This window comes from Paenibacillus phyllosphaerae (assembly GCF_014192105.1).
GTDB lineage: Bacteria > Bacillota > Bacilli > Paenibacillales > Paenibacillaceae > Paenibacillus_Z > Paenibacillus_Z phyllosphaerae.
Window position 1 is genome coordinate 77621 of the sequence record NZ_JACHXK010000011.1, and the last position, 14125, is coordinate 91745.

8 protein-coding genes are annotated in these 14125 nt (G+C 59.3%); 1 reads left to right on the forward strand and 7 read right to left on the reverse strand.

All coding sequences use genetic code 11. The annotated features are described in order from the left end of the window. Nucleotides 1-87: 87 nt before the first annotated feature. A complete protein-coding gene (locus FHS18_RS35525; protein WP_343060610.1) occupies nucleotides 88-201 on the forward strand; it encodes a putative holin-like toxin in 114 nt (37 codons plus the stop codon). A gap of 251 nt (nucleotides 202-452) precedes the next feature. Here the strand turns inward: FHS18_RS35525 and FHS18_RS21200 are convergent, their stop codons facing one another. The 7 genes from FHS18_RS21200 to FHS18_RS21230 all read right to left on the reverse strand — a co-directional run bounded on the left by FHS18_RS21200 (nucleotide 453) and on the right by FHS18_RS21230 (nucleotide 14120). Beyond that, nucleotides 453-1718, reverse strand: a complete 1266-nt coding sequence (locus FHS18_RS21200) for an MFS transporter (protein ID WP_183602341.1) — start codon at nucleotides 1716-1718, stop codon at nucleotides 453-455. 29 nt (nucleotides 1719-1747) lie between these two features. Continuing rightward, nucleotides 1748-2929, reverse strand: a complete 1182-nt coding sequence (locus FHS18_RS21205; RefSeq protein ID WP_183602475.1) for an MFS transporter — start codon at nucleotides 2927-2929, stop codon at nucleotides 1748-1750. After that, nucleotides 2923-3696 (reverse strand): thioesterase II family protein, encoded by a 774-nt coding sequence (locus FHS18_RS21210; RefSeq protein ID WP_183602343.1) that lies wholly within the window; start codon nucleotides 3694-3696, stop codon nucleotides 2923-2925. The genes FHS18_RS21205 and FHS18_RS21210 overlap by 7 nt, the downstream gene beginning before the upstream one ends. Beyond that, the gene (locus tag FHS18_RS21215) at nucleotides 3697-4548 is read right to left on the reverse strand and encodes a carbon-nitrogen hydrolase family protein (protein WP_183602345.1); all 852 of its coding nucleotides are present in this window, start codon (nucleotides 4546-4548) and stop codon (nucleotides 3697-3699) included. It lies immediately after the preceding gene. A 127-nt stretch (nucleotides 4549-4675) separates the two neighbouring features. Then, on the reverse strand, nucleotides 4676-9718 hold the full coding sequence (locus FHS18_RS21220; protein ID WP_183602347.1) for a non-ribosomal peptide synthetase: 5043 nt from the start codon (nucleotides 9716-9718) through the stop codon (nucleotides 4676-4678). A gap of 27 nt (nucleotides 9719-9745) precedes the next feature. Continuing rightward, on the reverse strand, nucleotides 9746-12865 hold the full coding sequence (locus tag FHS18_RS21225; protein ID WP_183602349.1) for a non-ribosomal peptide synthetase: 3120 nt from the start codon (nucleotides 12863-12865) through the stop codon (nucleotides 9746-9748). Next, the gene (locus FHS18_RS21230; RefSeq protein WP_183602350.1) at nucleotides 12855-14120 is read right to left on the reverse strand and encodes an ATP-grasp domain-containing protein; all 1266 of its coding nucleotides are present in this window, start codon (nucleotides 14118-14120) and stop codon (nucleotides 12855-12857) included. The genes FHS18_RS21225 and FHS18_RS21230 overlap by 11 nt, the downstream gene beginning before the upstream one ends. Nucleotides 14121-14125 lie beyond the last annotated feature (5 nt).

The following is a 14125-nucleotide window of genomic DNA, read 5'->3' on the forward strand; positions in this document are numbered from 1 at the left end:
CTTTTTTTGGTATAATTGGGCAGTTGGGTTGTCTGGAAGATTTGAAGGGCGGTTTCCTTGGCCGAGACTCCGAAAGGAGGTGGCCGCGTGGAGGTTAAGGACGTACTTACGTTAATGGTGGACTTTGGCTCGCTGATTCTAGGCATCGCTACTTTCGCCGTAACGTTGTTCGTCGCACTAAACCAAAACAAAAGGAAATAGACCGTACCTTCCCCGACTAAGGATTGGCGGTCTATTCGTTGTCGCTAAACCATGAGCTCGGCCTACCCGCTCTTAAAGCGGACCAGCTTCCTAACATGGGGTCTTGGTGTTCCAGCACCAAGGCCTTTATCTATTCTAATCTTATCATACCCATATTATTCCTATCAAGAACCGCATGGGTTATGACTTTACAACTACAAGCCTGATATAGATCATTTCGGTCTAAAAGCCATACATTGTCTTCCTTTCGCCTACCCCGACACATCCCCCGCCATCTTCACCTTCGCCCCTCTCGCATACAGCGCCCGGTAAGCCATAATCGCCGCGAGCGCGACGATGACGCCCTGCACGACATAAAGCGAGCGGAACGATAGATTCTCCATCAGATACGCCATGCCGAGGTAGATGCCGAGCGACAGCAGGGAGAAAAACGTATTGAACGTGGAATGGACGCGCCCCTGATACGTCAGCTCGGTCTCCTCCTGGGCTCTGGTCATGAACAGGATGCCGACTTGGAAGCAGGCGCCGATCAGGAAATAGAACACCATGGCCGTGGCGAGATTCGCGCTGAAGCCGAAGAGGACCAAGGCGATCGCGATGCCGAACATGCCGATCACCATGACCGGGCGATTGCCTCTAGCTTTGGTAACGGCCGGTAGCAGCAGATTGCCCGTGACCGCGCCGAGCGCGAAACAAGCGTCGATGTAGCCGAATCCAGCCGCGCCGACCTTCAGCGTATCTTTGGCGAACGGACCAAGCAGCACGTTGATCGTATAGAGCGACATGCGGATGAAGAAAATCATGGCGTAGAAGAACAAAATGCCGTTGCGTCCCCGAATATAAGCAAGACCCGACTTCATATCCGCCACGAAGCTGCGGAAGCCGCCCTTGGTCGCCTCGGCTGCCGCCGCCGGACGGACGAAGCCTTTGCGGATGAGCACGAGGCAGACCGCCGAGACTAGGAAACTGACCACATTGATGACCATGACGGTCACCGCGGAAGAGAACCCGACGATGACGCCCCCTACCCCTGCGCCTAACAGAACGCCGGCCTGCATCGCAATCGCGTTCGTGGAGTTCGCGTAGAGCAGCATATTGGACGGGAGCACCTCCCGAATGAGCGACATGGCGGACGGCGTGTAGATTTCGTCGCCGAGCGCGACAAGGAACGTCGCCAGATACAGATGCCATGGCTCGAGCAATCCCTCCCACCATAAGAACGGGATCGCCACCAACACGCCGGCCCGGAACACGTCCATCAGGACCGCCATCCACTTCCGGTCGAATCGATCGACGAGTACCCCGATCACAGGAGAGAGCACAATGCCCGGCAAGGAGGTGAAAATCAGCACATACGCCACCGAAGCGCTGCTGCCGGTCAGCTCCATCGCAAGCCAGCTGGTCGCAATGAACTGCATGCCCGTGCCGAGCATCGAGATAATATGGCCGATGAAATAAAGCAGATAAGGCCGATACTTAAAAATCTGCCATCGGCCCGTGTACGCATTCGCACTCACGCGTCATTCTCCTTCTCTTCTCTTGTCGTTCACACCATTTTCGACGATTGTTCATTCGGCGCGGATACAACGAGTTTGTTCACGATCTTGGTATGTACGAACAGTAAGGCCATTCCCGCGGCAAGGAGCGCCACAATGAGATGGGTGCCCGCCAGGTTCATCAGTACCGACCCGAGCGAGATCGACAGGCCGATCATTGCCTCCGACACCGCAAAGATCCGTCCCTGCATGTCGTTAGGAGCGTGCTCCTGCACCTTCACTTTCGCAAGCACCTCCCCGTATTCGAGCGCGACGAACAGCAAGACCGCGGCAAGGAAAGCTACCGTGAAGCTGCCCGCATACATGAACACGGCCAGCGAGGCGACGCTGAGCAGCACGAAATACAGCAAGCCCTTGTCGCTGTTGAACCCCCATCGGGTCACCAATTGCGCGCCAAGGAACCCGCCGAGGCCGATCGTGACGGTCAGGATGAAGTTGCCGATCTCCCCGTCGCCCATCGACTGGCTGACCACCGGAAAATAGCTGTACACGACGCCGCACAGCACGGACATGACCATCATCGTCAGCACGCCGTTCAGGACGAACGAATTACGCCCGATCTCTTGCAGCCCGACCTTGAACGAGGCAATGATCGGCATCCGATTCTGCTTCAAACTCACTTCCGACGCGATGTTCATGCGCCCGATGAAGATGGCCGAGACAAAATAGGTGACGGCGTTGAAGGCAACGGCCGCTTTGACCGAACCGAACGCGAGGAAGCCCGCGCCGATCAGCGCGCCGGCAATGACGCATAGCGTCGTCGCTTTGGCGAACAGCGTGTTGACCTGCTTAATATCTTCACCCAGCGAAGACATTACCGCGAGCCGGGCGGGGTTGAAGAAGATGCCGCTCCCGTAAGACAGCAGCAAGAGAAGCAGGAAGACCGCCGGATACTCCCCTTCGGGCAACAACGTGACGCTTAAGAAGATGATGCCGCGGACAATATCGGTCCATAACATGATTTTCACCCGGCTGACCCGGTCCACGAAGACGCCGAGGAAAGGCTGCAGGATCATGGGCAGGCTGCGCACGATGATGACGCCCGAAGTGACCCAATAATCCTGGTAATACGTCGATAGAATCAGCAGCGCCGGCAAGACGCAGTAATCCCCCATGAAGGAGAGCGCCTGGCCGATCAGCAGTAATCTCGAGTTCCGCTGAAGACTTAAGATGTCATTTCCCTCCCCGCCAAATGTTGTGCCTGCACGATAACGCCAGCCAGCTCCCGAGGCTGATGGGCAAAATAAAAATGTCCGCCGGGCAGCTCCGCAAGCCGGAAGTCCCTTTCGGTCAAATGTGCCCAATCCGAAGCGCCCTCCCGCTTCGTGCTCTTATCCTCCATGCCGATGACCGCCAGGATCGGCACATGCAGCCGTTCCAGCCGCTCGATGGCGAAGACGTCCACCGCTTCCAGATCGTTCTTCACCGCCGGCAGGATCATGTCCAGCAGCGCCGGTTCGGACAATAGCTCGTCATCCATGCCGCCTAATGCCTGAAGATGGGCGAGCACCGTTTCATCGGACATCGGCCTTGCGAACCGGGACGGCGCCTGACGCCGGGGCGGATGATGGGCGGAAGCGACGAAGCAGTCGATGAACGGCAGCCTGCGTCCATGCCGCGCGAGCAGATCGTAGCCGATCAACGCGCCCATGCTGTGCCCAAGCAGCATCGTCGGCTTATCACCCAACCCTTCGAGCGCTTCGGCGATCCGATCCGCATAGTCGTCGATCCGGTCGATCATCGTCTCCCGGATCCGGTCCTGACGACCCGGATATTGAATCGCCATACAGTCGATGCCGCAGGTGCTGAGCTGTGCGAATAATGGCCAATAATAGTTTGCAGAGCCTCCGGCATGCGGAAGCACAAGGAGACGCGAAGACGCTCCATTCGTCGTTGCAGGATACTTGCGTATCCATTTGTCCCGTTCCAACGCGTTCATTTAACGGTCCATCCCGATCTCGACAATATCGTCTGCCGCATGGCGAATCCCTACGGAGTCCGCGAGCATATGCTCGGCCTTCCGGGCGGCTTGCAGCGCTTCCGGGTGCAGATCGGCCACGATCAATTCGGCCTCCGACTCGGACGCTGCGACGATCAGCTGACCCATCGGGCTCCATATGCCGCTTGCGCCGCAGGCATCCCATACGCCGGTCTTGCCCGCATGATTGGTCATCACCGCGTAGACCGTGTTATCCAAGGCACGTGCCGGGAACCAGATTCGGGACTCCAGATAGCCGCCGCCTTTGCTGAAGAGAGAGCTGACCATGTAGACGTGGCAGCCCGCCTGGGCCAGCGCCCGGGCATGCTCCGGGAACCCGGCGTCGTAGCAGATGCCAAGGCCGATCTTCCAGCCTTTGAGCGTAAGGATGCTCAGCCGCGGATCCGGCCGGAACACGCCAATCTCGCTATGGAACAGATGCGTCTTATGGTAAGCGGACAGCTCGGTTCCGTCCGCGCCGATGACGATGGACGAAATATGCAACCCCTCGTCCGAAAGGGTCGGGCTGCCCACGATTGCGGCGATCTTATGCCGCTTGCACGCTTCGCGGATCGGAGCAAGCCGTGGATCGTTCGAGCGGACCGCGTAACGGTCGGGATCGGTCACGATAATCTCCGGCACATAGCCGGTCAAATATTTCTCCGGAAACTGGACGATATCCGCGTCCTTCTGCGCCGCTTCCGCGATCATGGCAACCGCGCGGTCCACGTTGGCGGCAATGTCGCCTGACTGCGAGATCGCCTGAGCGGCAGCGACACGCAAAGGCTGGGTAGGCAAACGATCTTCTTGCATGGGTAAGTGTGCACATCCTCTACTCGTAAGGTGAACGGCCGTTAAGCCAAGCAGCCGCGCCTCCCATTCCCGATCATCTGGCGCGAATCGGGAATAAGGAGGCTGCGGCATTCGGGAAACGAACCGATTAATGCGATGGTATGGCTTGGCGCTTGCTGTCCATCTCGCCCAGCAGGTAGCCGGCAATCTCACGCTGAATCGTACGGAAGAAGTAGTGTCCGCCCAACTCGAACGTCTGCAGCTTCAGCTCCGGCGCGAAGCGCGACCAAGCGGACCATTCGCTCGCATAGGTCTGCGTCGCAGGATCGTCCTTGGTCACAACGGCGACCGTCGGCGTCTGCAAGGCTGCTGCGCCGGACTGATTCCAGAGCGAGAGCAGGTATTGGTTGGACTCGATGGAATCATGACGGAAGATGTTGACCAGGTGGCGTTCATACGTCTCCCCGAGCGTCGACAGCTCGTTCGTCCCGCTCCATTCGGCGTGGAACTTGGCGATATCGCCGAACACAAGGCGTTTCGCGTTCTCGATGGTCTCTTCGATCTCACCCGGCTGCGCAAGCACCTTCGCGGCCAGGAACAGCTTCTTCGGCGCACGGGAACGAGCTTCGAGCTGCCGCGTGACCTCATAGGCAAGGGCGGTACCGACGCAATGGCCCCAGATCACGAACTCCGAATTACCAAGCTTAAGCTCGATCTCATCGACGATTAGCTTCGCCACGGCGGCGAAATCCTTCAAGGATCCCGCTGCGGCATTCGGGTCGTGGCCCGGCAGCTCAACGGCGTATACGGACACATCGGCATCGATTGCCTCGAACGCTTTGGCCACCGGCATGAAGCTGAGCGCATTGCCGCCCGCATACGGAATGAAGACGATTGTTTGCGCCGCAGTCGCCGATTTGCTTAAGCACTGAAGCACATTCGTCGATTCGACCGGCTTCGCGCCGTTCGTCAGCAAAGCGGAGGCCAGCTCGTGCAGCACCGATTTTTGCATGATCGTCTTGAGCGACAACTGCTTTTCCATCAATAAGGATACCTTCATCGCGGACAGCGAATTGCCCCCGATCAGGAAGAAATCGTCCTGCAGCTTCAGGTCGTCTGCCGGAATGCCGAGCACGCTCGACCAGACCGATCGCACCCGTTCGACCGCTTCCGCATACCCGGCTTGCTCGATCGACTCCGCGGTTTCTTCCTTCTGCTGATGCTGCCCTTCTCCCTGCTGAACTTCCGCGGCCGGAACAATCGTATACCGTTCCAGATGATCGCCCACAGCCAGATCATGGTGCCGCTCATCCGTCCGCTCCACCATCGCTTCGAGAATCCGGACGAAGATATGGCCGAAATTCCGCATATCCGCTTCATCGAACGCCGCCGTATGGTAATGCAGGCTGAGTTCGACCTGATCGTCGTAGAAGTGACGGGAGTATTCGATCCGCAGCGGGAATTCGGTAATGGCCGCCGCTCGGACGTCGATGCGATCGAAGCCCGGCAGGTCCCGAATCGCTTTCAGGGAATAGAAGTGCGTGAAGTTAAAGACCGTCTCGAACAGCATGCCGATCGTGCCTTGATCCTGCATCACCTTCGCCATCGGGTAACGGCGGAACGGCAGCACTTGGGCCTCCACGTCATACACGCTGCGAATCATCTCGCGCCACGAATGCTGCTCGTTCAGCTTCACCCGGAACGGCATCGTATTCAAGAAGACGCCCAGCGCATCCTCCGCGCCCGCACGTTCAGGACGCCCGCCGATCTCGTAGCCGATGAACACGTCGGGGCTGTCGTTCAGCAAGGATAGGAACTTGATGTGGGACGCCAGCAGCACATCCTTCACCGGCACCTTCAGCTCATTGGCCAGCTTAACGAGGCTCGCGGATAGCCCTTCCGGCAGTGCGACGTCATGGAAAACAACCTCGTTGCCCTGCTTTGGCTTCGGCTGTCTGGACCGCGGAATGACGCCGTCCGGCGCATCCTGAAGCAGATCCGCCCAGAACTTGCGATGCTGCTCGGACTTGATCGCCCGCTGCTCCAGATAGATGAAGTTCCGGTTATGGTCGTTGCCGCTGATCGTGACGGTGCGCTCGTTCGTGGCGCTAATGAGGTCAAAATACGTCTGGAACAAGTACGTGTGCACCTTATTCATGCTCCAGCCGTCCAAGCCGGAATTATGCTGGCTGATGCTGTACCGGTACGAATCGTCCCGCAAGATGTGGATGTGCAGCTGGACCAGGCCCGGCGTTTCCCACTCGAACGGACGGTGCTGCTCCTTCCAGAACCACTCCTCGTACCATTGATCCTGCTCCTCTTGCGTCTTCAGACCGCGCAGGTCATGGACGTTCAGCGGCAACTTGTCGAGCTCGCGGTGGACAAGCTGCATGTACTGCGAGAAGTCCCGCAGATTGTAGCTGGTGCGGAAGATCGGCTGCTCCGTCACGAGTCTGCGGACCGCTTCGCGGAACACGTCGACGTCGATCGCGCCGGCAATCGTGTACGACACGATATCGTGGTAGTTGTTGTCTCCCTGCATGACGATGCTCTGGTAGACAAGGCCGGCCTGCAGCATCGACATCGGATAGGCATCCTCGATGCCCTCCGGAACGCGGCTGCGATCCTCCTCGGAGATGAGCGCGAAGGCGTCGATCTGATCCAGCAGCGCCTCGTCGCTGACGATTTCGCCGTCCGGATTGAGCAGCTCGCGGATGGTCGGGTGCTTGAACAGCTGCTGATAGGAGATCTTCATCCCCTTCTCGCTTGCCAGCGCCAGGACGGAGACGAAGTTGATCGAATTGCCGCCGAGCGCGAAGAAGTTGTCCGTCACGCCGACCTCATCGAGGCCCAGCACCTGCTCCCAAATCCGTGCCATCCGCTGCTCCTCCGGTGTAACCGGCAGCACTTTCTCCGGTCGCGCCTCCAGCTCGCGAAGCGACAACAGCGCGTTCCGGTCCACCTTGCCGTTCGGGGTAAGCGGCATCCGCTCGATAAGGTACACGTTGTCGGGGATCATATACGAAGGAACGATAAGCGCCAGGTCGGACACGATTTGCTTGTACGTAACCGTCTTATCTGCCGCAATGACATAGGCATACAAATGATACATGCCGTCCGATTCGCCATGGCTGAGCACGACCGCATCGTTAAGGTACGATTGGCTCGTCAGCGCATGTTCGATCTCGCCGAGCTCGATCCGGAAGCCGCGCACCTTCACCTGCCGGTCATTGCGGCCCAAATATTCGATCGTCTTATCGTGCCGCACTCTTGCCAGGTCGCCGGTCTTGTAGACGACCGCTTCGCCGAGCGAAGGCATCGCCACGAAACGTTCCGCCGTTCGGGAAGGATCGTTGATGTATCCGTTGGCCACACCTACGCCGGCAATGCACAGTTCGCCCACCATGCCTGTCGGACGCTCCTGGCCGCGGTCATCGACGATGTACAGCCGGATATTATCGATCGGCTCTCCGATCGGAACCGGATTGTCGCCTTTGCGGGCGATATGGCACGTCACATCCACGGTCGCCTCCGTTGGCCCGTACAGATTGATGAGCGATACGTTGCCGAGCAGCTTATAGAACTTCTCGACGTGATGGGGACTGAGCGCCTCGCCGCTGCAGAATACGCGGCTCAGCGATTGCAGCCGGCCCGCGCTGCCCGTGAGCTCGACATAGTCCAGGAAGGCGTTCAGCATCGAGGGAACAAAATGCATCGTCGTCACCGAATTGCGCTCGATCGTCTCGATGATGACCTCGGGATTGGCTTCCTCGCCGGGAGGCAGCAGCGCCGCTTGGCAGCCTGCAATCTGCCACCAGAACAGTTCCCAGACCGATACGTCGAACGTCGACGGCGTCTTGTGCAGGATGACGTCATCCTGCTGCAGCGGGAAGCGTCGCTGCATCCACTCCAGACGGTTGACCGCGCTCCGGTGATTGACGCAGACGCCCTTCGGCAGACCTGTCGAGCCGGACGTGAAAATAACGTAAGCCAGCGCTTCCGGCGCAACGGCAGGCAGTTGCTCGAGAGCAGCCGTCCCATCGATCGACTCGATGGCATAGCAAGCGACCGACGCCGGAAGTTTGTCCCTATACCGCTCGGCGCAGAGCACGATCGCTGCCCCGCTCTGGCTTAGGATGCGGTGATTCCGCTCTTCGGGCGCCTTGGGATCGAGTGGCACATAGGCTTTGCCTGCCCGCATGATGCCCAGCACGCCGATCAGGAAATCCGGGGAACGGTCGACCATAATGCCAACGACCGGCTCACCGCCTTGATCGCCGGACGCAAGGAGATGGGAAGCAATCTGCTTCGATTTGCGGTCGAGCTCCTTATAGGTAAGATCGCCTTCGCGGCTACGAATAGCCAAGTCCGCCCCCTGCGCTTGGAATGTCCGCTCGAACAGGTCCACGAGCGACATCTGATCCGAGAACGGATACGAAGTCGCATTCAATGCGCGGCTGAGATCCTGGTCATAGGCCGAACGCAACTCCAACTGCAGCAGATTCGCCTGCGGCGCTTCAGCGCAACGCTCGATCAGCAGGCATACTTTGTCCGCAAGCTGTTGAACGGATGCTTCGAGATAACGCGAAGCGTCACCGATGACCGTCAGTTTCACATCCCCGCTGCCTGGATTGACGGCAAACTCGAAGGTAAGCGTCGCCTCCATTGCGGTCCTGCGAGATGCTTCCTCGCGAAGCGGCGCGACGTCGATCACGATGTGATGCTGGGGCATGATGAGATCCGTCGGGTAATTCTTGTGCGCGTGCGCCCTGCCGATGTATTCCCGCACGCCATGCAGCACGGCTGCGAAGGTGCTCTCGTCCGCCAGATTCAGGCGCAGCGGCAGCTGGAAGCTCCCGGTCTCGGACTCGGCGGCATATTGGACCGTCAAGTCTTGCGCGACTCCGTTGTAAGCGACATACACGAGCGCCAGCACGGCAGAAGCGAGCGCCTCGCCGCGGTCTTGCACATTCGTGCCGAAAGCGGCCGACAACTTGTCCAGCAAGCCGGCATCCAGCTTGGCCGAAGCCTCGGCATATTGCGGAGCAGCACCGGGCTCCATCGTCCGGTAGAAATCGGTTGGATAGGCGGACGGAATCGCGCCGCTCAGCTCTTGGCCCCAGAACGCGGCCGCTTCCGGCATGGAGGCCGCCACTATTTTCTTTTGACCCATCGTTCTTCTCGGTTTCATCCTCATTCTCCGTTCCCTGAATTTGCGCTACGCCAGCTGCAGGCGAACATAGGCCGCTGCCAGATCCTGCACGCTTCGGTCTTGCGGATGCTGCTGCTCGAGTCGTTCCAGCATGAAGGCGAACATATCGCAGAGACTTGCGATCGTATCGGGCTCGAATAAGCCGGTTACGTATTCCCACTCGCATGCCAGATGATCCGCGCCGTCATAGATTTGCAAATTCAAGGAGAACATCCCCTCGTCCGGACTGATCGGCTTCAGCTGTAACGGCCGGCCGAAAAGTTCCGTCTGCATCTCCTTCACGCTATGGTAGGCGATGAGCGAGTCGGTTACCGCCCCGCGCGCTTCCGGCGTGTTCATGCGCAGCAGCTCGTACATCTCATCCAACTGCACATGCTCATACTTCCGCGATTCCCGTAGGTGCTGCACGAACGCGTGGCTGAATTCCGCGAGAGGCTGCTCTTGTTTGGCCTCGGAATGGACCCATAACGTATGGGTCAGCATTGCGACGGTCGGCTCGTCGGCAGCGATCGAATAATCGCGGGTCGGCGTGGCGAATACCACCTCCGGACTTGCGGTGACCGCATGCAACATGCAGGCGTAGCCAAGCATCAGCCCTTCGAATACGGTCATCTGATGTGCAGCTGCCCATGCGCGCAGCGCCGACGTTCGCCCCTCGCCGATCCGGAAACGGAACACCTCGCTTTTGTGCGTATTCCCGCTTCCTGGCCGCTTATCGGTCGGCAGCTCCTCCATCCCGCCGTATTGCCGCAGACGCGTCTGCCAATACGCCTTGCTCGATTCGCGATTGCTATCGAAGGCCTCGTGCGCTTGCTCCACGATGGCCGCGAAGTTGTGGTCAGGCTCCGCGAGCGGAAGTCCGCCGTACAGACGATTCAAGTCCTGAACGATGACGGCTAACGAAGCGCCATCTACCGCGATATGATGGAAATCCATGAACAACCATGCGCTGTCCGCGCTTTCAATCAGAGCAAAACGGAACGGCAGGCCGCCCGTCAGATCGAATGGCCGAATCAGCTGCTGCAGGTCAGGCCGGCCTTCCACGCGAGCAATCGTATAGACCGGCCCGTCGATTAGGGTCTGCATCATCTCCGTGCCCGCCATCGAGAATTGCAGCCTGAGCCCGTCATGCCTGGCGACGAGCTGCCGCAGCGCGTCCATCAACCGAGGAACGGATACCTCGGCTGCCAACTCGATCAGCAGCGGCACATTGTATCGGATCGAGTGCGGATTCACTTGGTAGTCGACGAAGAACGGCTTCTGCTGCTCGAGCAGCGGCAGCTGCTTGGCTTCGCTTCTGCGAGCGCCGCCGTCGATGCCGGATGCTGCCGGCTGTGCGGCCGCGCTTCCTTTGCCGAGGAATACCATCAAGTCGAGCAGCGTCGCGTGGGCGAGAATATCGACCGCGCTCACTTTCGTGCCAAAAGCGTTCGTCATGTCGCGCGCCAAATAAACGGCCATCAGGGAATCGATGCCTAGCTCGAAGAAGGATGTCGTCAGGTCCGTAACGGGGAATCCCGTACGGCTGCTGATCAGCTCCATCATGCGTGCTTCATCCGTCTCGGAGGATGCCTCGGACGCTTCGGGCACTTCGGGCACACCATTCTCCTTCTCCGAAGCCGGCTGTTCCCGTTCGAAGAACGATAGAATCCGCCCGTAATCGATCTTGCCGTTCTTGTTGAGCGGCATGGCATCGGCCACTCTCAGATGCGTCAGGATAACATGGGAAGGCGCAACGAGGCCGAATGCCTGGCGGATCGCCTCCCCATGGATCTCCCGCTGGCCGCGCACGGTGACGCAAGCCCCGATCTCCTTCCCGCCGAGCGAGTTCGTAACTACGCATACCGCAGCCGACTCGATCTCGTCGATCGACTCGAGCATCGCTTCAACGGCAGCCAATTCGATCCGATAGCCGCGGATTTTGACCTGCCTGTCCTTGCGCCCGTAGTAATGAAGATTGCCCGCAGCATCCTGGCTCACCCGATCCCCGGTCCGGTACAGCTTCCCCTCGCCGAATGGATTGTCGACGAACCGCTCCGCGTTAAGCTCCGGACGATTGATGTAGCCGGCCCCTACCCCTTTGCCGCCGATATACAGCTCGCCGATCTCGCCTTGCGGGACGGGAAGCCCTTGCTCATTGAGAATATGGACGCTCGCATTGCGGATCGGTTTGCCGATCGGGATCGGCCCTAGCGTCTCGCTGTGCGGAATGCGGTAGGTCGTCGAGAAAGTGGTGCACTCGGTCGGACCGTAGCCGTTAACGACACGGATAGTCGAGCAAGCCTCCAGCACCTTGTTCACCGCAGCCTGATTGACGACATCCCCGCCGACGACCAGCTCGCGGATCCCTTCGAACATCGAGGGGTTCTGCTCTGCGGCAATATGGAACAGCGGAGCCGTCAGCCACATCGTCGTAATGCCGTAGGTACGTACCATGTCCTCTATATAGTCAAAATCCGTTAGTCCGCGCTTGCCCGGAATCACCAGCGTACCGCCGTTCAGCAGCGCTCCCCATACTTCGAATGTAGACGCATCGAAAGTAGGCGCGCCGGTCTGCAGCACGCGGATGTCGGCATCCAGCCGGACATAATCGGCATTTACGGTCAAATTAAGGATGTTCCCTTGCGTGACGCCGACCCCTTTGGGCTTGCCCGTCGTCCCGGAGGTGAACATGATGTAAGCGAGCGAGTCGTCCGTGACCGGCTGGCTGTCCGCTGCGGAACGGATCGCGTCCATTCTGATGGCACGCTTCAGATTCAACGTTGGGGCCGACAGTTCCACGTCATCCCGGTCCGTCAGTACCAGCTTCACTTCAACATCGGCCGCCAGTTGTTCGATATGCGGCAGCGGATCTTCCATCGCCAAAGGCACGTACGCCGCACCCAGCTTCACGATCGCGATCATGGCCGCGACCCACTCGGCACTCCGGTCGCACAGCATCCCTATTCGGCTATCCTTCGTAACGCCAGCTTGCAGCAGCGCGCTGCTTAACGCATCGGCTTGCCGCTGAAGCGCTTGGTAAGTAAGCGCCGTGCCTTCGTGGATTACGGCCGTATGCTCCGGAGTCTGCGCCGCCATCGCATCGAAACGGCTGCCCAACGTCATGCCCATTATGTTACCGTGCATAGACTTCGTTGCCTCCCGGAACCGTAAGTTTCGGAACGAGCGTTGCCCGGATCTCCTGGATCCGGCCCGCGAAGGATTCCCAGTCCGGCGCCTCGCCGTACACGATGCCGAGGTTGCTCTGCGTGCCCAGCCTGTAATCGATCAGTTGTCCCTTGTCCTTGGTCATCTCGATATGCAGAACGCCGTCCAAGCCTACGGCCTCTTCCGTGCCGTTCATGCCGGCGAGCCATGCGGGCTCGCTAACCGGCGCCGGCACGAACACCTGATAGACGACCGAATCATTGCGTCTTGCCGCGAATTTCACTTCTTGTCCCAAGGCAGCCTGCAGGGCGACCCGAACGAGATCTACCCCCATTGCCCGCTTCACGATCTCGGGCACATAGCCGCCAAGACGCCCGTTAACCTCGATGATCTTCGGACCGTCTGCGGTAAGCTTGATCTCCGTATGCGTAACGCCGTCGGCGATGCCCATCGCTTGAATGGCTTGCGATTCGAGCGCGCTAATCCGCTCCGCCAGCTCCGGGGAGAACGGATGCGGCACGAACATGCCCGTCTCGGCAAAATGCGCCGTGAGCGGCAATTTGGCCGTAATGCACACCTGCTGCGATACGCCATGCCGATGAACCGATTCCACCGATACATAATCGCCGTAGAACTGACCTTGCATAGCCGGATCGCCTGCCAAATATTCCTCCAACACATACTCGCCGTCGGCCGGGCTTGCAGATAGCGCTTGCCGCAGCTCGTCGAGCGTATTCACCTTCACCGTCCATCGGCTGCCGGCGCCGACGCGCGGCTTGAGGACGGACGGGAACCCTACGCTTGTTGCGGTTCGTTCGGGATGGCTCCGGTCGACGATCGCGTGGCGCACGGTATGCACGCCGCAATCGCCCAGCCGTTCCCGCTGCGCATATTTGTCCGTCAAATAAAGGAGCGTCTCGCCGGAATGCGCAGTCAGCCCAAGCTCAGCGGCATACCGGGTTACGGTAGGCAGCTCGTACTCGCTGAACGTGACGATCCCCGCGACTTGTTCCTGACGGAGCAGCGCCACGGCTTCGTGGTCGCTGAGCGATGCCAGATTATGCACGCCGGCATGATTCTTGAGCAGTTCCAACTGAGCCTTATCCTTCTGCGGGCAATCGGCCGCATAGAGGAATACCGGCTGGCAAAGGCCCAGCGTCGCGGCTTTGATCGTGAGAGGGGAGGCAGAGCCTTCCCCATGGATGACGGCTATCTTAGGCAGATTAGAAGTCATGACGT

Bases quoted from the DNA above. Each gene is read 5' to 3' on its own strand.
- FHS18_RS21225 (WP_183602349.1), bottom strand. From the start codon at position 12,865: ATGCACGGTAACATAATGGGCATGACGTTGGGCAGCCGTTTCGATGCG.
- FHS18_RS21215 (WP_183602345.1), bottom strand. From the start codon at position 4,548: ATGCAAGAAGATCGTTTGCCTACCCAGCCTTTGCGTGTCGCTGCCGCT.
- FHS18_RS21230 (WP_183602350.1), bottom strand. From the start codon at position 14,120: ATGACTTCTAATCTGCCTAAGATAGCCGTCATCCATGGGGAAGGCTCT.
- FHS18_RS21220 (WP_183602347.1), bottom strand. From the start codon at position 9,718: ATGAAACCGAGAAGAACGATGGGTCAAAAGAAAATAGTGGCGGCCTCC.
- FHS18_RS21210 (WP_183602343.1), bottom strand. From the start codon at position 3,696: ATGAACGCGTTGGAACGGGACAAATGGATACGCAAGTATCCTGCAACG.